The sequence below is a fragment of the Microcoleus sp. genome, assembly GCF_041354475.1.
In the GTDB taxonomy this organism is placed as follows: domain Bacteria; phylum Cyanobacteriota; class Cyanobacteriia; order Cyanobacteriales; family Microcoleaceae; genus Microcoleus.
On record NZ_JBGJZU010000015.1, the window covers coordinates 1 to 19,025 of the forward strand.

Consider the following 19,025-nt stretch of genomic DNA (forward strand, 5'->3'; position numbering starts at 1 on the left):
GTGTTGGAGATGGTGTCGGTTGTGGGGTTGGTTCCGGCGTTGGTTCCGGTGTTGGTTCCGGCGTTGGTTGTGGGGTTGGAGATGGTGTCGGTTGTGGGGTTGGTTCCGGTGTTGGAGATGGTGTCGGTTCCGGCGTTGGAGATGGTGTTGGTTCCGCGGTTGGAGATGGCGCGGAAGTAACGATCGCAATATTGCCCTGAGTATAAGTGCTGGGCGGCACTGGCACAGATAATTGCGGCGAAATTGTCGCGGAACCTGATGCGATCGCTCCCGTCGTCCCATTCTTTGTCGCATCGCCGATAATAAAAGGTGTAATCGTACTCCCCCCATGTCGGATCGCGATCGCGCCACCACCCGTGCCATTAGCGCTGGAAATGCTCATATTTGCACCGTTACTACCTGTAAAAGTGCCACTGACTGTCAGGAAATTGCCAGCCGTGAGGTTAATACTGCCGCCAGTAGACTGAAGAGTGCCTGTAACGGCGATGTCGCTGGCAGCTTTGAGAGTAATATTACCCCCAGAAGTGGCGATCGCATCCAGCCCAATGTCCCCTCCTGATTCCAAAATCACAGGCCCGCCTGCTGTCGAAATCGCTCCCACTCCGATGCTATTGCCCGAAGCAACACCCGGTGAAGCAAAAAATGTCTCCCCTGCGGTGACATTCGGCGGCAGATTCGCAGCATTCGCCAGAGTCGAAACGCCCGATCGCAAAATTAAAGCTGCACTACCTGAAAGCACCGCCGCATCAGGATCAGTGGAACCGGACAAAGTAGTATCTGGCCCAGTGATAGTAATATCTCCCGCCGCGATCGCACCTTTTGCTTCCACCTTAAGTGAAGTTCCAGTATAATCCCCAAACCTCACATCTCCATCGGAGCGAATAATCGGGTCGTACAAACTCACAAATCTGCCGCGATCGCCAGACAATGTGAGAATAGAAAAATTACCACGCGCAGCGAAGTGAGCATCACCGGAAACAGTGCCATTGCTCAATAATGTGATATCCCCTGCGGATTGGAATGCAGGGCTAGGGTAATTTAGGGCGAAGATATCAATATTTTGATTACCTTGTATAGTAAGATTGCCACCTGCGATCGCCCTAAAAGGATAACTTCCATCCCGCACCCGCACCGTATCTCCTGCCAACAGAAACAAATTGTTCTCAGTAAGTAGCTGGCTTTCTACCAAAGTGAGATTACGTGCTGCCGAGAGTGTAGCATTCTGACTATTAACAGTAGAACTAGCGATCGCCACATCCCCGCTTTCCACCCTCAAACCCGCCGTCAAAACCACTTCTCCTGCACCGTTAACGGAGATACCAGTAGCAGAATTTCTACCTGCACCCGCCAGCAATTGCGGAAGAGACAAAGGCAGAGATAATTGCCCATTCTGTGCCAACAATCCCCCGTCAACAACCCCTATTTCTAAACTTAATAAATGTCCTTCTTGACTAATGCGAACTGTATTGTCGCCAGGGACAGCAGCGACAATAATATTACCTTGAGGAGCGCTTAGCGAACCCGTGCTAACAACAGTACCACCAACTAAACTTATACTTTGTCCAGGTAAAACTGCTAAATTACCTGCATTAATAATACTTCCTGGTTGGCTGAGATTAAAGTAAAAAGTGTTCGGAGTTCCTATCAGCGTACTGTAATCGTTCGCTCCAGCTACATTGAACAAACCGGAATCAAAGCCGATGTTAGTAGCAGTAGTTGCTGTAAAGGCAGCCGGAAGATTCAAGCTAGCATTTGGGCCAAAGATAATGCCCGAAGGATTTATTAAAAATAGGTTGGAATTGCCGCCACTTACTTGAATTAAACCATTAATAATAGAAGGATTGCCGCCTACTACCCGACCCAGAATGTTGCGAATAGCGGGATTAGAGATAAAATTAGCAATCTGCCCTTCGGTAAGCCCAAACTGTTGAAAACTATGGAAAAGATTCGCTCCATCTCTAGAAGTGTGGCCGCCTGTAATATTCAAGCGATCGCCGTCTGGTGTGACAGTAGTGCCAGTGCGATCGGGTGCAGGGACAATGGGTTGTGCTTGTACCACCGCTGTACTGACAATAGTGGCTGCGATCGCTAGCATTGCAGCACCATGTATAGAAAAGAAGGCTAGTTTCATTAGCTTTTAGCTGACGAGGTAGAAATCAATTTTACTGTTAACTGTTAACTGTTGACTGTTGACTGTTGACTGAGAGACTCAAAAACCCCCAAGGTTGGGGGTTTTGTGCTGAACACATAACGTTTCTCGAATAAAGGAGGTTGGGTAGCCCTTCGACTCCGCGATAGCAAAACCCAACACCTCATTTTAAATAAAGAGTTGGGTAACGCTCACCTCAACCCAACCTACATATTTTGGATTTTACTTTATTCGCATCTTCAATTCCTCCCGAAAAGCCATCACCGCATCAAACTGTTCCTCCGGTTTCACATAATTAGCCAACAACTCAATGTCACATTCTGGCAACAACTCACTCCTAGCAAGACACTCATAGCCATTCGCCCGCAGATGATGAATCGTAAATCGTCCTGATTCCCACACCCACACTTCCGTCACTCCCAGCCCCCGGTAAATCTCCAACTTATCCACAATGCCACTACTGAGCACAACCTCGATCGCCAAATCTGGAAAATCTTTTTTCTGTCCTAAACAATAGCACTCATCTGGCTCCAATCCGCGCTGCTTAGAAACCTTACGAAACGTCGCCGAACCGATCGCATGAAAGCGAGTACGTGTATCCTGAAAATACGATTCCATCAGCATCCCAATCATTTTTTTGAGTTCTTCATGCAGGGGAGATGTACTCATAATCTCTAACATTCCTTCCAAATAACTCAACCGCAAAGCCGGAAAATCATCGCCAAAAGTGGCTAACAATAATTCATACTGTTGCCAACTTACCCCCTCCAGCATCACGCGCTGTTCTGGCAAAGAGTCAGGAATTGCGGGAGACAAAACTTGAGAAGTCATAGGATTCACCATCCAAACTTGTTCTTTTATTTTAATATAAATTATCCCGAAATATCAATTAATTAAACCTAGTTTACTTAGCAGAAACTGAGGGGAATTCGCAAGTCTCTTCCCCTGTACCAAAATCAGTAAACTGGCGCACATAGGGTTCATGGAATGCTAAAATAATATCTTGTTTCGGTACTCCCAGTTCGACGAGTTCGTTGGCAATTCCGACTTCAGTACCGTCATGCTGAATCCAAATTTTTCCACCCTTGATGTCAAGATGTAGAACACAGCCAAAATTGCGTTTATTGCCACGCCACCCAACATATAATAGTTGATAATGATCTTGTTCACCATCAAACAGAGTTTGTACTTCGTATTCTTCGGCATTGCGTTGTATCGAAATTCGGTCTCGCCGTTCGGAAAGCAGATGACGAATATATTGCCGATATTGCTCTATAGCCATTGAACAATAACCTCCTCTTGCACATTATAAATCATCAATCGTAGTTGATATCGCTTAACCGCAGCCACAATAAACCGTCGTTGAAAGAAACTTTCATAAACTGGTACTCGCACTGCTAGATACAAAAGGCGATCTGGTTCAATAGTTTCAAGTGCATCGCGATAATTAAGGAATTGTCCCAATGCAGTATGAAAATCTGAGACATTGGATGAACTGATGAAACTTTTAATTTCTACAGCAATTTTCTGACTCTCTCGCTGCGCGGCTAACAGTTGTTCCGCCGCCAAATCAATCTCAAAATCTACATCATCAAGATTAATTTCATAGGGATCAGCCGTGATTTGCCAATCTTCCTTTTCTAAAGCAGTCTTGACAACATCATGAAACCGATCTTTTGCCATACAAGTTTTCTAGTTGTGGATAATTACTAATTTTGTAAGCACTTCTGCTAGATTAGCCCTAGAACTTACTACTATATATTATAACCTAAATTCCACACTCACTAATAGCTCACAAACCAGATATCGGTACAAACGTAATTCCTAGGGATAAAACTAGAATAAGTGTTTCGTTTCTTTGAGACATGGCTGCATAATAGTCATCATATTTTTACATTATAGCCAGAACCCCAACTTCTTTAAGAAGTCGGGGTTCTGAAGGAAGAGAATAAAAAAAACCCAGCCGTGGGGTTTTTTGCTGAGTCTACTACTACCTTAGAAAAGAGTGAGGACGTAAATTAGCAAGAACAAAACAATCCAAATAATGTCCACGAAGTGCCAGTAAATTTCTGCCATTTCGATACCTGTGTGCTTCACATTTGAGTAATGGCCCTCGCGGCGACTCCGCCAGAGCACGCCCAAAATTAAGCAGATACCAAGAAAAACGTGCAAACCGTGGAAACCGGTCATCAAGTAGAAACAGTTAGAAAAGATATTCTCAGTCAAACCGTAACCCAAGGTCATGTATTCGTAAACCTGACCTCCTAAGAAAACAATGCCCATCAAAGCAGTAATGGCGTACCAAAGCCGCATTCCTTTGATATCATTCTTTTTCACCGCACTGTCGCCAAAGTGAATCACAAAACTGCTGGAAACCAGAATAATTGTGTTGATTGTCGGCAACAGTAATTCTACTTCTGTGCCTTCCGGTGGCCAAGATTCGGCACCAGCGCGCAATAATAAGTAGGTGGCAAAAAGCCCTCCAAACATCAAGGATTCAGAAATCAGAAAAGTCACGAGTCCGAACAGTCGCAAATCTTGGTGTTCTTCGTGGTGTTCCGCGGCGCTGGCTGCGGCTACTGGGGGAACTGACGAGTTGAGTACACTTTCTGGGCTATCAATTGTTGAACCTTGCATAAAAGTCTCCAATATTGAACAGGTGAAACTATCTTTTTTTAGATACCTGACTTATTAAAGAAGTCGGGTTTATGGCTATTCTGTTGTTTTTGGATGTTGGGTTTCGCTATCGCTTAACCCAACCTACAGAATAGTGTAGGTTGGGTTGAGGAACGAAACCCAACACAATTATCAACTGACAACTATCAACTGACAAGTATCAACTGACAACTATCAACTGTCACCATTTTTGTTGACATCCGATGCAGATTCTGCTACCAAAACAGAGGTAGAAGATTCAGCTTTTTGATTACCTGCGGGAATCAGGACTCCTAAATGATCGATGTTCGGAACGAAATTATTCATCCCGTAGTCGTAGGGGCCGTGAGTGATAACGGGCAATACTTCCCAGTTTTCAATGATTGGTGGCGAAGCAGTTGTCCATTCCAAAGTCAAAGCTTCCCAAGGGTTGCTGCTAGCTTTCGGCCCGTACATCCAACTCCAAATGATGTTGAAGAAGAAGGGAAGTACCGAAAATCCGAGCAGAATTGAACCGTAGGTACAAATCTTGTTGAGGGACTCGAATTGCGGGTCATACATGGCAATCCGGCGGGGCATTCCTTGCAGGCCCAATTGGTGCATTGGTAAGAAGGTGAGGTTGGTGCCGATGAAGGTGAGGACGAAGTGAACGCGGCCCCAGGTTTCGTTGTACATCCGACCGGTGATTTTGGGGAACCAGTGGTAAATTCCGGCGTAGAGGCCGAAGACGGAACCGCCAAAGAGGACGTAGTGGAAGTGGCCGACGACGTAGTAGCTGTCGTGTACGTGGACGTCGAAGGGTGCAGTGCCTAAGGTGACTCCGGTTAAGCCGCCGAAGACGAACATCATTAAAAGCCCGATCGCAAATAACATCGCACTGGTGTAACGGATTTTACCGCCCCACAGGGTAGCCGTCCAGCCGAAAATCTTAACACCGGTGGGAACTGCCACAATTAGGGTGGAAACGGTGAAGAACATCCGCATCCAGGGAGGTGTACCGCTGGTGAACATATGGTGCACCCAAACGAATAATCCAACCAGGCAGATGGCTAAGCTGGAATAGGCGATCGCCTTATAGCCAAAAATCGGTTTACGCGCGTGAACTGGGATAACTTCGGACATGATTCCGAAGATGGGCAGAATCATCAAATAAACTGCCGGGTGGGAATAAAACCAGAATAAGTGTTGATAAATAACGACGTTGCCGCCTGCATCTGGTTTGTAGAATGAGGTGCCGAAGTTGATATCAAACAGCAGCAATGTCAAGCCCACTGCTAATACTGGGGTTGATACCAGTGCCAGCACTGAAGTTGCTAAAATTGACCAGCAAAATAGGGGAAGTTGATCCCATTTCATGCTGGGAACTTTCATCTTGAGGATGGTGACAACAAAGTTGAGCGAACCTAAAATTGAGGATGTTCCTGCTAGGACGATCGACAAAATCCACATTGATTGAGCGGTGTTGGCTGTAATCACGCTCAGCGGCGGATATGAAGTCCAACCAGATTGAGCTCCTCCGAAGAAGAAGCTGCTCATCAGGATGATGCCGGCGGGGGGATTCACCCAAAAGGCGATCGCGTTGAGCTTCGGAAACGCCATGTCTCTAGCGCCCAGCATCAACGGGATTAAGAAGTTGCCGAATCCGCCGATCGCCGCTGGCACGATCCACAGGAAAATCATGATCGTCCCGTGGTTAGTCAGGAAAGCATTGTAGAGGTTTGGGTCGAGAAAGTCGGAATCGGGGGTGTAGAGTTCCGCCCGCATCGCCATCGCCATTAATCCGCCAATCAGGTAGAAAATAAAGGCGGTTACTAGGTATTGAATACCAATTACTTTGTGGTCAACGTTGAAAGTAAAGTAGTCGTACCATTTCCATGCTGTGGGATGGTGTGAGTAACTTTCCTCTTTAATTTCTGGCGGGGTATTTACTGGAAGTTGTGCTTGTGCCATTTGATATTTTGGGAATTTTAATTAGAAGGAAGAAGGAAGAAGGAAGAAGGAAGAAAGAAGAAGGAAGAAAGAAGAAGGAAGAAGGAAGAAAGAAGAAGTCATATAAAATCATCTTTTCATCGTCCTGTATTAAACTCTCTCTTCTCTTCCTTCGCGTCCTTCGCGCCTTCGCGGTTAAATCACTCCGATACAACCGGAATTGATATCACCCCCCAAGGGGGGAAATTCAGGAAGAAAGTCCAAGGACACTGCAACACATCGACCCTTCAACTGAGTTTATCCTGAGCGAAGTCGAAGGGCGAGCGGGAAAAGCTTCGCTTTAAAAATTAAAAATGTTGAATTGCTTGTGGCATTTTTAATTTTTAATTTGGTTGTTTTAATTCCTAGTCGGTTGCAGTTGAGCGACGGTTTCGGGTTTAATTCCCATGTCGCTAACGTAAGGAACTAGAAATTCCGATTCTGACAAATTAGCAGGATTAACTGCGATCGCGCGATCGATATCGAGCTCTTGAGCAATCAGACTTTCTTTGAGCCAACTGTCGTATTCTTCAGGAGTGTGAACAATCACGCGAGTCCGCATTGCGCCGTGGTAGCCGCCACAAAGTTCCGCACAATATACGGGATAGTCACCGGGCGTGGTGGCGACGAACCGCAATTCGGTGGGAATTCCGGGAATCGCATCTTGTTTGAGCCGGAATTGGGGCACCCAGAATGAGTGAATCACGTCAACGGCGGAAAGGTTGAGCTGAACGGATTTACCAGTGGGTACATGGAGTTCCCCAGAGGTGACTCCGCTGTCGGGATAGTTAAAAATCCAGGCGTACTGCATCCCAGTGACGTTGACTGTCAGGCCTGCGAATTTGCCTGTCTCCGAAGGTTTGGCTCCAAAACCGTATTTGGCGGTTGGTGTGCCACCCATTTCTGCGGCCATTTCTGATGCCGCGCTTCCTGAGTCGGCGATCAGGGGAGCGGCCATTGCGCTGCCTTTCGGCATTTTATGGCCTGCGTGGGTGGAGTCGTGAACGTGAGCCATCACCTGACTGCCGCCCGGATCGAAGCCTCCCATATCTCTAAAGACTTCGACGCTGTAGATGCCCACACCAATCACCAGAATTGCGGGTATTGCCGTCCAGAAGATTTCTAAGGCAAAGTTTTCGCTAACGGGTATGCCATCGGTTTCGTCTCCGGGGCGGTAGCGAAATTTGATCGCAAAATAGACGATCGCGCCTTCTACCACTATAAATAGGGCTGTGGCGATCGTGATCATCACGTTAAAAAAATCGTCTACCAGTGGTGCTTGTTCTGATGCTTGCCCTGGCATGAGGTGGTTGTTTTGACCATACCAGAAGCTGATAGCTGCGATCGCGAGCCCACCAACTAGGGTCAACAGCGAAGCCGGTATTTTGCTTGTTTCTTTTTCCATCCTGGAACTCCTTGAGTAAGGGCTGCGACGCCTGGACTGAGGAGTCGCTGGCTTACGGCTTGTTTAATTTGTTGACTGCGGTTTTACTAGCCGTCCTACTCCTACTAGGGTAGAACAATCAGCTAAATTTAGTTTGTGATTAATGCTATTTTTTAAGTTTTTTGATGCTGTTTAGTTTTAAATTTTTAATTTCAGTATCATTTATCACAATTATTTGATAAATAGTTTTTCTTAATTAAATCTTTATTTTTGGTGAGAAAGCTGGACTTGAGGAGATTGTTTAAGTATAAAGGGTTGGGGGCAAAGATTAAGCTTTTTTTAAGTTTAGCAAAATAACAGAAATCTTTTGTAACATAAGGTGAATTATTCAGTCCTCCAATCTAAAATCTCAAATCTAAAATCTCAAATAGATGGACGGTTTTTCTATGAAAAACAGTGTTAAGCTCGGAGAAACCCAGCAGGAAAAAAAGTTCAATATTTAAGCTCCATCGATAACAAAGGCTCAGGTAAGATTCATGGCAAACTCAGTTTTAAATCAGCCAACCGCAGCGGGAGTGCAGTGGCAGCCAAAAGATATTGTCCGCGGCCTAGTGTGGAAAATAGCGATCGCCACCTGGCTATTAATGGCTGTAGGCAGTGCCACGCGGGTGATGAACGCGGGGCTCGCTTGCCCGGATTGGCCGCTGTGCTACGGTCAATTAATCCCCGCAGCGCAAATGAATTTGCAGGTATTTTTGGAATGGTTTCACCGTTTGGATGCGGCGGCGATCGGCTTAAGTGCGATCGCCCTTTTAGGACTATCTTTGTTTTATCGTAGCCACGTCCCAAAATGGCTCCCTTGGGCAAGCGCTGGGGCAGTATTTCTCATCGTTTTTCAAGGCATATTGGGCGGCTTGACAGTCACACAACTGCTCAGATTTGACATCGTTACCGCTCATTTGGGAACAGCTTTACTGTTTTTTTGTTCCCTATTAGTCATCGGTTTCATGCTAACTCCCTACGAAGCTACAGGCAATACGGGTAAATTAGCTTGGGTAAGTGCGATCGCAGCATTATTAGTTTACCTGCAAAGTTTACTAGGAGCATTAGTAGGCTCTAGATGGGCGCTGCACCAATGTTTTGGTTCCTCAGAATTGTGCTCAGTAATGAACAGCCACATCATCGGCGTAGTACCAGCCACCGCAGCCACTTTAACAGTAGCAATCATGGCTTGGCGGCAACCCGCACTAAGCGCAAGCTTGCGAAAATTAGGGAATTTAGCGAGTGTTTGTCTGATTGCTCAATTAGTTTTGGGATTAGCAACTTTCCGGCTGCACCTTCAGGTAGAACCCCTGACAGTCGCCCACCAAGCTGTCGGCGCTGCTTTGTTGGGAACCTTGGTAGCCTTTAGTGTTTTGTCGTGGCGCGATCGGGTTTTATCAGCTTGAAATGGGCGGGTTGATTAATCGGCGGTTGAAACCGCTACTACACAAACGAAGTCCGCCTCCGCGGACTAAGATGGGCGGGTTTATCAATCTTTTTACCTACAACAAATATCTCTCGTAAAACCCGCCCCTACAGCCCATGAAAAATGACCACAAGTGACCCTTCGACTTCGCTCAGGGCACCGCAACTAACAACTAACCATTAATCACCGATGCAAGAAGTTCTTACAAACCATAGCCCTCGCCTCCATGAAAACTTTTCGCAAGTAGTGAAAAGTTACTATCAACTCACAAAACCCAGAATTATTTTACTGTTGCTAATCACCACATCAGCCGGAATGTGGATGGCCGCCAAAGGAGAAGTCGATCCGCTATTGCTGGTATCAACTATTACTGGAGGGGCTTTGGCTTCCGCGTCTGCTAATACGATTAATTGTGTTTACGATAGCGACATCGATTATATTATGGAGCGCACCCGCTGGCGGCCGATTCCTTCGGGGCGTGTCAAGAAACGGGATGCTTTGATTTTTGCGATCGCGCTAGCGACAATCTCCTTTACATTACTGACAGTTGTTGCCAACTTATTAGCAGCATTGCTAGCCATGTCTGGCATCATTTTCTACGTCCTAATTTACACCCATTGGCTGAAGCGCCACAGCGTGCAAAACATCGTCATCGGCGGTGCAGCAGGCGCTATTCCGCCGCTAGTTGGCTGGGCTGCGGTGACGGGAGATTTGAGTTGGGGTGCGTGGCTGTTGTTTGGGATTATCTTCCTGTGGACACCGCCACATTTTTGGGCATTAGCCATGATGATTCGCGACGAATACGAGGGAGTAGGCGTGCCGATGTTGCCGGTAATTGAAGGCGACGAAGAGACAGCCCGCCAAATTTGGATTTACACATTATTGATGCTTCCCGCCACTTTACTGCTGGTTTATCCGCTGAATTTAGCCGGCCCGGTGTATGCTGGTACTGCGATTTTCCTGGGTGTTATTTTTGCCCAAAAAGCTTGGTTGCTGTTGCAGACTCCAGAAGATAAGAACGTAGCGCGATCGCTCTTTAAATACTCTATTCTGTATCTGATGCTATTGTGCGCTGGAATCGTGGTTGATAGTTTACCTGCGACTCATAACTTTACTACTGCTGTTGTACAAAATGTGCACACTTTAATGAGTGCGGTTGTGATGTAGTTTTCTGTTAGAGTCCCGATTTCTTAAAGAAGTCGGGGCTCTCGGTATTCTTGTGATATCTATAAATTGGACAGAGGTAATCGCCATTGAAAAACTCGGAAAATGAAATCTCACAACCTATTGAACCGAGCGAGGAAAAAGTTGCCCTCATTGACGAACTCAGGCAAGCCAGAATTAAACATAATTCTGAAGCAATACTTCGGATAGCCAAGCTAATTGATGGTACAATAGTATTCTTGGAAATAGGAAACTCTGCCTCTGGCCTCCAACATATTGTGAACAACCACAGGCGAGATTTTGCAGCAAGAGACATATCTGAAGCAGAAATCCCAGATGCAGTGATGGAGGCTGTGATATGCGGTGAAATTTTAGGTTATCAATCTCCAACTCGACCAATTTATCAAGTCACTTTTAAGGGTAAAATTCAGCTCATCGCAGTGACAGTCGGTAGCAACGGTTATCTAGTTTGTGCTAACCCCGCTTCCCTTTCATAAATTAAGGTGAATGAACATGAAAGAAATCATTAAACTAAATGCTGACTATGGCAGCCATCCGTTGTGGTGGGCTTCTCCTGGGAGAATTGGCAATATCGAACCAACGACATTACCTTTAAGTCAAAAAATTCTCAGGCGCTTGCTTGCTTGGATCACAAGTTACGAAGCAACTCTCAATTGGAACGATCCAGCTTCATCAGGGTTCGCTAGTGAGGAAGCTCAAGAGACTTTTGAGCAAGAAGGAATTAGTATATGGCATCAGCTACGTCAGGAACTAGCGCCAGACTATGAAGTGATTTATTTTAGTAAAAAGCTGCAAAAAGAACTTGCAGAACCAAGTCAATTGATTGCTATCACTTAATCATAATCATAACGATCGTCCCTTTCATACCTCTGCGTTAATTTGCCCTTAAATAAAGTCTGAATTATCTACCAATTCACTCGGTTTACCAGGATAAAAGCGATCGTCTAAAATGTCAGTCAAACTATAAGGACAACTCAAAGGGAAGGTTTGCTCTGGTAGTTCAGTTTCTCCCATTGCCAAGTCTCTGGCATTCTCATAGGATTCTTGGAGTGCATCATCAAGATAAGACTTGAGACTTGGGTTATCTTTGAGTAGCCGTAACGTATCGCGACGCTGTATGCGAAGAGTTGCCAGCCAACTCCGACTACGATTTTGTGATTGATATTCCCATTTCAGCATATGCCCAATCAACACGCTCAAACGGTTACGAAGTTCCTGGCGTTGCTGCTTACCCAAAGATTCAATCTCCTCAATCAGGTTTGGTAGGTCGATTTGACTCCAATGTTTGCTACGGAGTAATGTTGCTTGTTCCTGTGTCCAAGCGTAGAAATCAGTCTCGTAGAGGTTTAGTATAGGCATCGGTTGCTTTGCCATTTTTGGGTTTTGTTCTAGCATAGTATAAAATTAAAAGTGGAGGAAAGTCCTGATGGCTGAGAATACCGTGAAAGTAGACATCTCATTTCAATCACTGCTGGAAGCTATTTCGTCACTGGGAATTGCTGAAAGATACAAAATCTGGGAATTTTTGGAAGCTGAATTATTCCCGAATGAGGATGATTCTACAGAAGACATTGCCGAAATTCAAGCAGCCCGTGCTGACTACAAAGCTGGAGATTACACAACTTTCGATCGATACATGGCCGGGCGGGCAAATAAATCGACCACCCACCATTAGTGACTCGAAAATCGCTACAATTAAGCTATCAAATTTGCCTGTAATACTATGATTGCCATTCCCTCTGGATTTAGCCCCGAAGAGTACCTTTCCCTGGAACATGAGAATACAGTCCGCCATGAATATCAGCGTGGCTTAGTCTACGCAATGGCAGGAGGTAGCGACGATCATGATGAACTGTCGTTGAATCTCATTGAACTTTTGCGCGAGAAGGTTCGAGATAGTGGTTGCTCTGTGCGATCGGGTAATGTAAAGGTGAATTATGCGGCTGAGTTTTTCTATTATCCCGATGCCTTTGTTACTTGCGATCCGCGCGATCGGAGCGATCGCTATGTGAAGCGCTATCCTAAGTTAATTGCTGAGGTACTTTCACCTTCGACTAAAAAGTTCGATCGGGGTGATAAGTTTGAGGATTATCAACAGTTGGAATCATTGGAAGAGTATGTTTTAATCTCGCAGGATGAGATGCGAGTGGAGTGTCGCCGTCGGGTGAAAGATGGAACTGGGGAACGTTGGGAAACGGTGGTTTATGGTGCGGGCGATTTAGTGATGTTGCAGAGTATTGAGCTTGAAATTGCGATCGCAGAATTATATCGCGGTGTGAATTTCGATCGATAAATAAAGTAAACTATAGACAAAGATTTCAGACAATACTCGCTACAATTAAAGTATCAAAATTGCCAGCCATACTATGATTGCCATCCCCTCTGGATTTAGCCCCGAAGAGTACCTTTCCATCGAACATGAGAATACTATCCGGCATGAATATCGACGCGGGTTAGTATACGCAATGGCAGGAGGTAGCGACGATCATAGCCGTATCGCGATTAATTTTTTAACGGTTATTAATTTTCACCTGCGTGATGGGGACTGTCAGTTTTTTTCCGGTGATGTGAAGGTGAATTATGCGGATGTGTTTTTCTATTATCCCGATGCGTTTGTGACGTGCGATCCGCGAGATAAGAGCGATCGCTATGTGAAGCGCTATCCTAAGTTGATTGCTGAGGTGCTGTCTCCTTCGACGGAAAAGTTCGTTAGCGAAGCCCTCGAAGAGGATCGCACTGATAAGTTTGAGGATTATCGACTGTTGGAATCCTTGGAAGAGTATGTTTTAATCGCGCAGGATGAGATGCGAGTAGAGTGTCGCCGTCGGGTGAAAGATGGGGCTGGGGAACGATGGGAAACGGTGGTTTATGGTGCGGGCGATTTAGTGATGTTACAGAGTATTGAGCTTGAAATGGCGATCGCAGAATTATATCGCGGTGTGAGTTTCGAGCGATAAATCAAGTAAGCTAGAGACAAAGGTTTTAAAATGGAAGCTACAGAGGAATCGGGAGTATGAGGAGATATGCAAATTGTTTGGACAAAACACGCCCAGGAACGTCAGCTACAATGGGAAGAGCGATTGAAAATTTCCAGGGAAGAGGTTGAGGCGGCCCTCACCAATCCTCAACAGATTATAGTGGAAGATGATGTCTTGGTGGCTCAAATCAAACGAGGCAACGGTCTTCTGAGAGTACCCTTTGTTGAAATTGGCAAAACCAGGCGAATTTTAACTCTGTACTGGACAAATCAAATTAAGCGATATTGGCAGGAGAATACCGATGAAAGTTAAATACGATGCAGAATCAGACATTCTAATTTTTATCTTCCGTGATGCGTTTCCAGCCAATGCTATTTCTGAACCGGGAGGCGTAATTGTCAGTTATGACGAAAATAACGAACCAGTTAGCATCGAATTTCTCAATGCCTCCAAACGTCAACTGTTGAATCCTCAAGAGCTCATGCTAGCGATCGCAACGTAGTTGATGCGCTTTATCGAGGTGGCACGGCAATATTGTCAGCTTAATAAGTGAGGATACTATAATGACGTTACACGAATATGATGTTGTTGCCTTGACCGCAGAAATTCAGGCCATCCACAAAGAAACCTCTGGGCAGATTTTGCTCCGGCCCGGACAAGTTGGCACTATTCTCATGAGCTTTGACGATCGCGCTTATCTAGTAGATTTTGCCGATGCTCAAGGCAATACCTATGCAATGGAAACCGTGGGCTCAGAAAAACTTATGCAACTTGTTTATGAGCCACTTCCTATTTACGCCTAACCTACAAATAATACCTTGCTTCTAGACGCTTGGCTTCTGCTGCTTGATGGATCAAATCAGTTTCAATTTCTGCGGTGTTGGCATGATAGTAGGTGAGTGCGGCGTAGACTTCGGCGAGGGTGAGATGAGAAATGCGATCGCAAATCTCTTCAGCATTCAATCCTCGCTTGTACCAGGTGACAATCCGGCGAACGGTAACGCCCTTACCGAGGATGTGGGGACATCCACCATGCAATCCGGGAGTGCGTGTAATGAGCGTACCAATGTCAATAGATACTGCTGTGGTCATAAACTATGGAAGTTTGAAGGGACTGATCTCTATTACAGCATAGCGATCGCAGAATTATAGTGGGGTGTGAATTTCGATCGATAAATGAAGTAAGCTAGAGATACAGGTTTCAAACAAAATCATGACTGAACTCCTTCAACAGGCGATCGCCCAAATCCAAAAACTCCCACCCGATCGGCAAGATGCGATCGCGGCTCGGTTTTTGGCAGAGTTGCAGGACGAGCAAAAATGGGAAACTCGTTTTGCTGACACGACAGACGCTCAATGGGATCAGATGGCTGCAATGGTACGTCAAGAAATTGCGGGAGGAGAAACGGTTCCACTTGATGAGGTTTTTCCAACACAAAAATGAAATCAAGTGTTACAAGGTCATTTCGCACGCGGCTAGAGAGTCTTCCTGTATCAGTTCAGGAACAAGCCGATAAAGCTTATGCCCTTTGGCAGGAAAATCCTTATCATCCAAGTCTTCAGTTCAAGCGAGTCAGTCAGAAGCAACCGATTTATTCTGCTCGTGTCAGTATCAATTATCGTGTTTTAGGTTTATTGGAAGCCGATCGTATTTACTGGTACTGGATTGGTGCACACGACGAGTACGATGAATTACTGAAACGGATGTAGTTTAAGGCGATCGAATTCGTCAGCGCCCGTTACCGTAGATGGCGATCGCAGAATTAGATCGCGGTGTGAATTTCGAGCGATAAATGAAGTAAGCTAGAGAAAAAGGTTTCAAACAATTTTAACCAATGCCAGCATCCGTTGCTTATCTGTTTGACAGAATCACAGTGAACCCAAGACAATGTGGCGGTCGTCCCTGCATCCGGGGAATGCGGATTCGAGTCATCGATATCCTAGAGTTGCTAGGTGCGGGTTTGAGTTTTGAGCAAATTATCGAAGAATTGCCAGACTTGGAACTTGACGATATTAAAGCTGCGCTTCTGTATGCAGTCCGCAAACTCGATCATCCCGTTTTAGCCGCATGACTATTTGGTTGAATGCTCATCTATCACCAGCCATTGCTGTGTGGATTACTGCTACCTTTGGCATAACAGCCATAGCTGTGCGAGATTTAGGTTTGAGAGAATCAGAAGATCCCGATATTTTCGAGGCGGCAAAAGCAGCGGGTGAGGTTATTCTGATGACCAAAGACCGGGATTTTATCGAATTGGTCGATCAATATGGATCGCCCCCGCAGGTGATTTGGCTGACTTGTGGCAACACTTCTAACGATCGTCTCAAGGAAATTCTGACAGCAACATTACCTAATGCGATCGAGCTTTTACGTTCCGGGGAAAGAGTTGTAGAGATTACAGGTAACTAGAGATTGACCTATGCGCGATCGATCTAGAAGTGTTTTAGGTTTGGCTTCCATGACGAGATAGATGGAAACTTTCCACCTATTGGGAGCAACAAACAGGGTGTTAAACGGACAAGATATTGATATATTTACTAAGATCTGGTAAATTACCTGCAATTTGTTTGTCTATCTGGTATAATCCAGTAAATATATGGACAAATGGTGAGGCGTTTAGTTGAGACACTTATTATTGAGTGTTTTGAAGCTAATAAAATAACTGAAAAAATCAAAAGTAGTGATGGACACTTCGTATCCCTTGAGCATCTAATAAAGAAATTTTTAGAAGAGGATTGGAATCTGTCTCGCAACGGGAAGAAGGATTTGAAAAAAATTCCTGAGTTGAAATATTTAGGAGATATATCTGCCCATAACCGCTACTATCTTGCCAGTAAATCAGATATAGATCAAGTCAAATCTCACACCAGACTAATCATCCAAGAACTGTTCACAATATCTCAAGGAGTTTAGACCATGTTTGCCCTCGTATCACCAGAAAAAATTCAATTACCTGCGGGTTATGTAGTGCGCTTACCTGCAACTTGGCAAGAATATCAGAGTGTGTACGATCGACAAAACAAAGGCTCAATTCCGTTTATTTTGGAGCTATAACAGAATTTGTGGGAACATGATTTCTGTGCAATTAGCCTTCTTGCTTCCATGCCAACAAACGATTCTGAACTGCAAGCCCAAGCGCGGAAAATTCTAGATGCGATCGCCTTCACTCCTTTCGAGCAATGTCAACCCTTGACCCGTGAGTTTGATAAGATTCCTGCTCGCCCTGGCATCTATGCAGTCAGGCATATAACTGACGGATTACTTTACATCGGTAAAACCAAGAGCCTACGAGGACGCTTCAGCGGCGGGCACAAGGCTTTTTTATGGGCGTGGCTCGATAAGTACAATGACGAGGATGTGCGGATTGCAATGCAATTAATCTCTCACTGTGAAAACCCTGCGTTACTATTGGAGCTAGAAGCCATCATTCTAAGAGCCACTGAACCTCCGTACAACGTTCAAATTCCAACCCAAAGGTGAATGCCATGCAAGCCAAACTTCAAGAACAACTTTCTCCTGCTGATGCCGAAGTCATTTTGAGACGTTTGCCAGAACGAATTCAAGCGGCTCTAATTGCGCGTGCTGCGGAAATTGAATATCCGATCGCAGCGACGATCGAAATGGCGATCGCCAGTTTTCTCGACACAGAAGCATTAGGTTTCGTAGATTGCAAACCAGGACGCGGACAATAAAATCGAGAAGCGGACGTTTTGTCAATTGATAAGCGATCGCTCTCTTAGTTCTTCGTCGATCGCAATTCCACTCCTGACTAACTCGATCGAATCCGTCTATGATAATAAGTAGTTAAAATCCCAAAAAATCTATGCCTGTTGTAGCACTTAAAACTTACATAGAGTATCGGAATGATGCCTATTGGGTTGAAGGAACTCGGATTTCTCTTGACTCGATCGCCTATGCTTTCCAACAAGGACTATCGCCCGAAAGTATTGTTCAGTCTTTCCCACTACTGACACTGGAACAGGTTTATGGGGCGATCGCCTTTTATCTAGCCAACCGCGCTGAAATCGATGCTTACCTAGCCGCGGAAGAAGCTGCATTTGATGCCATGCCTCAACCTCTACAAACCAGCGATCCAGCTTTGTACAACAAACTGATGGCAGCTAAGGCTGCAAGAAAGCAGGTGCGATCGTGAATGTGCGCTATCAAGCTGATGCGGACTTGAATCAGGCGATCGTCACAGGATTACTGCGACGAGAATCTACAATAGACTTTCAAACTGCTTTTGCTGCTGGGTTAGAAGGCGTTAAAGATTTAGATGTGCTGGCAATTGCAGCACAGCAAAGACGTGTTCTTGTTAGCCACGATCGCAAAACAATGCCATCGGAATTTGCTGAGTTCATTACTACTAATCAGAGTGCTGGAGTCATTATTGTTTCCCGCAAAATACCGATGGAAGCGGCGCACTGAGCGTAGTCGAAGTGTTGTCATCGAAGAACTACTCTTGATTTGGGCAGCGTCTAGTGCAGAGGAATGGGTCGATCGTATTGCTAAGCTACCCCTCTGATGCAAACTAAAATGGAGATCGAAAGCGTTAAGCTAGAAACAGACAACAGAGAGCCAACCTACGCCAAAGGTTAATATCAATGGTTGCGATCGCCCAAAAAACCCTTTCCTTCGAGGAATTTCTCAACTGGGATGACGACTCCGGTAGGTCATTCGAGCTAGTCAATGGAGTTGCCATGCCCCTGAGTGAACCCACAGCCAAACATGAGGATGTCGTCGATGGTTTATGTCGTCTCTTGGTGGATCATTGCCAATCCTTGAACCTTCCCTACGTTCCTCGACAAAATAAACAAGTCAGATTGAACGCTCCCCCTGGCGAAAGTGAATCGAGTCGTAAAGCCGACATTGTGGTGTTTGCCAAGGAAGAATGGGCTAGAATGCGTCAAAGTTCTGCCTCTGCTGCTGCCTATATTCCACCTCCGTTGGCGATCGAAGTTGTGAGTACGAATTGGCGGGATGATTACCGCATAAAATTGAATGAGTATGAAACTTTAGGAATCCTGGAGTATTGGATCGTTGATTATGCAGGGTTGGGAGGCGTTCAGTATATTGGTTCTCCAAAACAGTCTACGGCGACCATCAACCGCTTAATCGATGGTGAATATCAGGCGCTGCGATATCAAGGAGAATCCACTATTGTTTCTCCAATGTTTCCTCAGTTAATATTAACGATCGCTCAAATCATTGCGATGACAGAAGTTTAGTGTTTGCAG

At 45.4% G+C, this 19,025-nt stretch carries 30 protein-coding genes; 21 read left to right on the forward strand and 9 right to left on the reverse strand.

The features are described from left to right. From ACBR23_RS08150 to ACBR23_RS08180, 7 genes are all read right to left on the reverse strand, one after another. On the reverse strand, positions 1-2,131 hold a 2,131-nt coding region (locus tag ACBR23_RS08150), incomplete at its 3' end, for a filamentous hemagglutinin N-terminal domain-containing protein (protein ID WP_371125638.1). A 240-nt stretch (positions 2,132-2,371) separates the two neighbouring features. After that, complete coding sequence (locus ACBR23_RS08155) at positions 2,372-2,980, reverse strand: Uma2 family endonuclease (protein WP_371117477.1); 609 nt, start codon at positions 2,978-2,980, stop codon at positions 2,372-2,374. Positions 2,981-3,053: 73 nt separating this feature from the next. Further along, entirely contained in the window at positions 3,054-3,431 is a 378-nt protein-coding gene (locus tag ACBR23_RS08160) for a XisI protein (protein WP_371117478.1), read from the reverse strand. Next, entirely contained in the window at positions 3,422-3,832 is a 411-nt protein-coding gene (locus tag ACBR23_RS08165; protein ID WP_371117479.1) for a XisH family protein, read from the reverse strand. The genes ACBR23_RS08160 and ACBR23_RS08165 overlap by 10 nt, the downstream gene beginning before the upstream one ends. A gap of 312 nt (positions 3,833-4,144) precedes the next feature. After that, a complete protein-coding gene (locus ACBR23_RS08170; RefSeq protein WP_371117480.1) occupies positions 4,145-4,786 on the reverse strand; it encodes a heme-copper oxidase subunit III in 642 nt (213 codons plus the stop codon). Positions 4,787-4,999: 213 nt separating this feature from the next. Continuing rightward, positions 5,000-6,754, reverse strand: coding sequence for a cytochrome c oxidase subunit I (gene ctaD, locus ACBR23_RS08175; protein WP_371117481.1), 1,755 nt, complete (start codon positions 6,752-6,754; stop codon positions 5,000-5,002). A 376-nt stretch (positions 6,755-7,130) separates the two neighbouring features. Further along, positions 7,131-8,177, reverse strand: a complete 1,047-nt coding sequence (locus ACBR23_RS08180) for a cytochrome c oxidase subunit II (RefSeq protein WP_341735266.1) — start codon at positions 8,175-8,177, stop codon at positions 7,131-7,133. A gap of 515 nt (positions 8,178-8,692) precedes the next feature. Here ACBR23_RS08180 and ACBR23_RS08185 point away from each other — a divergent pair. The 4 genes from ACBR23_RS08185 (at position 8,693) to ACBR23_RS08200 (ending at position 11,646) form a co-directional block, all read left to right on the forward strand. Beyond that, on the forward strand, positions 8,693-9,604 hold the full coding sequence (locus tag ACBR23_RS08185) for a heme A synthase (protein WP_371119373.1): 912 nt from the start codon (positions 8,693-8,695) through the stop codon (positions 9,602-9,604). Positions 9,605-9,813: 209 nt separating this feature from the next. Then, the gene (locus ACBR23_RS08190; RefSeq protein WP_371119372.1) at positions 9,814-10,791 is read left to right on the forward strand and encodes a heme o synthase; all 978 of its coding nucleotides are present in this window, start codon (positions 9,814-9,816) and stop codon (positions 10,789-10,791) included. An 86-nt stretch (positions 10,792-10,877) separates the two neighbouring features. Next, positions 10,878-11,285, forward strand: coding sequence for a hypothetical protein (locus ACBR23_RS08195; protein ID WP_371117484.1), 408 nt, complete (start codon positions 10,878-10,880; stop codon positions 11,283-11,285). Between the two features lie 16 nt (positions 11,286-11,301). Next, complete coding sequence (locus ACBR23_RS08200) at positions 11,302-11,646, forward strand: hypothetical protein (protein WP_371119371.1); 345 nt, start codon at positions 11,302-11,304, stop codon at positions 11,644-11,646. Positions 11,647-11,694: 48 nt separating this feature from the next. On the opposite strand, the gene ACBR23_RS08205 is transcribed toward ACBR23_RS08200, so the two are convergent. Next, entirely contained in the window at positions 11,695-12,183 is a 489-nt protein-coding gene (locus ACBR23_RS08205) for a DUF29 domain-containing protein (RefSeq protein ID WP_371119370.1), read from the reverse strand. Positions 12,184-12,235: 52 nt separating this feature from the next. Between ACBR23_RS08205 and ACBR23_RS08210 the strand changes: the two genes are divergently transcribed. The 6 genes from ACBR23_RS08210 to ACBR23_RS08235 all read left to right on the forward strand — a co-directional run bounded on the left by ACBR23_RS08210 (position 12,236) and on the right by ACBR23_RS08235 (position 14,590). Next, positions 12,236-12,484 (forward strand): hypothetical protein, encoded by a 249-nt coding sequence (locus ACBR23_RS08210; RefSeq protein ID WP_371117486.1) that lies wholly within the window; start codon positions 12,236-12,238, stop codon positions 12,482-12,484. A 48-nt stretch (positions 12,485-12,532) separates the two neighbouring features. Further along, the gene (locus ACBR23_RS08215; RefSeq protein ID WP_371117487.1) at positions 12,533-13,102 is read left to right on the forward strand and encodes a Uma2 family endonuclease; all 570 of its coding nucleotides are present in this window, start codon (positions 12,533-12,535) and stop codon (positions 13,100-13,102) included. Between the two features lie 73 nt (positions 13,103-13,175). After that, on the forward strand, positions 13,176-13,766 hold the full coding sequence (locus tag ACBR23_RS08220) for a Uma2 family endonuclease (protein WP_371119369.1): 591 nt from the start codon (positions 13,176-13,178) through the stop codon (positions 13,764-13,766). A gap of 66 nt (positions 13,767-13,832) precedes the next feature. Next, positions 13,833-14,099 carry a DUF4258 domain-containing protein gene (locus ACBR23_RS08225; RefSeq protein WP_371119368.1) on the forward strand — a complete coding sequence of 89 codons (267 nt, stop codon included), beginning with the start codon at positions 13,833-13,835 and terminating at the stop codon, positions 14,097-14,099. After that, the gene (locus ACBR23_RS08230) at positions 14,089-14,289 is read left to right on the forward strand and encodes a DUF2283 domain-containing protein (RefSeq protein ID WP_371119367.1); all 201 of its coding nucleotides are present in this window, start codon (positions 14,089-14,091) and stop codon (positions 14,287-14,289) included. Before ACBR23_RS08225 ends, ACBR23_RS08230 begins: the two co-directional genes overlap by 11 nt. A gap of 61 nt (positions 14,290-14,350) precedes the next feature. Beyond that, a complete protein-coding gene (locus tag ACBR23_RS08235) occupies positions 14,351-14,590 on the forward strand; it encodes a DUF4926 domain-containing protein (RefSeq protein WP_371119366.1) in 240 nt (79 codons plus the stop codon). A gap of 1 nt (position 14,591) precedes the next feature. Here ACBR23_RS08235 and ACBR23_RS08240 read toward each other — a convergent pair whose 3' ends face one another. Next, positions 14,592-14,879: a DUF433 domain-containing protein gene (locus ACBR23_RS08240; protein WP_333087622.1), complete on the reverse strand. Its 288-nt coding sequence runs from the start codon at positions 14,877-14,879 to the stop codon at positions 14,592-14,594. Positions 14,880-15,000: 121 nt separating this feature from the next. Between ACBR23_RS08240 and ACBR23_RS08245 the strand changes: the two genes are divergently transcribed. The 11 genes from ACBR23_RS08245 (at position 15,001) to ACBR23_RS08295 (ending at position 19,016) form a co-directional block, all read left to right on the forward strand. Further along, the gene (locus ACBR23_RS08245; protein ID WP_333033745.1) at positions 15,001-15,231 is read left to right on the forward strand and encodes a hypothetical protein; all 231 of its coding nucleotides are present in this window, start codon (positions 15,001-15,003) and stop codon (positions 15,229-15,231) included. Next, complete coding sequence (locus ACBR23_RS08250; protein WP_371117488.1) at positions 15,228-15,497, forward strand: hypothetical protein; 270 nt, start codon at positions 15,228-15,230, stop codon at positions 15,495-15,497. Before ACBR23_RS08245 ends, ACBR23_RS08250 begins: the two co-directional genes overlap by 4 nt. A gap of 125 nt (positions 15,498-15,622) precedes the next feature. Beyond that, entirely contained in the window at positions 15,623-15,859 is a 237-nt protein-coding gene (locus ACBR23_RS08255) for a DUF433 domain-containing protein (RefSeq protein ID WP_371117489.1), read from the forward strand. After that, entirely contained in the window at positions 15,856-16,197 is a 342-nt protein-coding gene (locus tag ACBR23_RS08260) for a DUF5615 family PIN-like protein (protein WP_371117490.1), read from the forward strand. Before ACBR23_RS08255 ends, ACBR23_RS08260 begins: the two co-directional genes overlap by 4 nt. A 195-nt stretch (positions 16,198-16,392) precedes the next feature. Further along, complete coding sequence (locus tag ACBR23_RS08265; protein ID WP_371117491.1) at positions 16,393-16,701, forward strand: hypothetical protein; 309 nt, start codon at positions 16,393-16,395, stop codon at positions 16,699-16,701. Between the two features lie 3 nt (positions 16,702-16,704). Then, complete coding sequence (locus ACBR23_RS08270) at positions 16,705-16,842, forward strand: hypothetical protein (RefSeq protein WP_371117492.1); 138 nt, start codon at positions 16,705-16,707, stop codon at positions 16,840-16,842. 48 nt (positions 16,843-16,890) lie between these two features. Continuing rightward, positions 16,891-17,268: a GIY-YIG nuclease family protein gene (locus tag ACBR23_RS08275; protein WP_371117493.1), complete on the forward strand. Its 378-nt coding sequence runs from the start codon at positions 16,891-16,893 to the stop codon at positions 17,266-17,268. A 5-nt stretch (positions 17,269-17,273) separates the two neighbouring features. Continuing rightward, entirely contained in the window at positions 17,274-17,480 is a 207-nt protein-coding gene (locus ACBR23_RS08280; protein WP_371117494.1) for a hypothetical protein, read from the forward strand. Between the two features lie 131 nt (positions 17,481-17,611). Next, positions 17,612-17,941, forward strand: coding sequence for a DUF433 domain-containing protein (locus ACBR23_RS08285; protein WP_371119365.1), 330 nt, complete (start codon positions 17,612-17,614; stop codon positions 17,939-17,941). Next, complete coding sequence (locus ACBR23_RS08290) at positions 17,938-18,216, forward strand: DUF5615 family PIN-like protein (protein WP_371117497.1); 279 nt, start codon at positions 17,938-17,940, stop codon at positions 18,214-18,216. Before ACBR23_RS08285 ends, ACBR23_RS08290 begins: the two co-directional genes overlap by 4 nt. Before the next feature lie 176 nt (positions 18,217-18,392). Beyond that, on the forward strand, positions 18,393-19,016 hold the full coding sequence (locus ACBR23_RS08295; protein WP_371119364.1) for a Uma2 family endonuclease: 624 nt from the start codon (positions 18,393-18,395) through the stop codon (positions 19,014-19,016). The last annotated feature ends 9 nt before the right edge of the window (positions 19,017-19,025 follow it).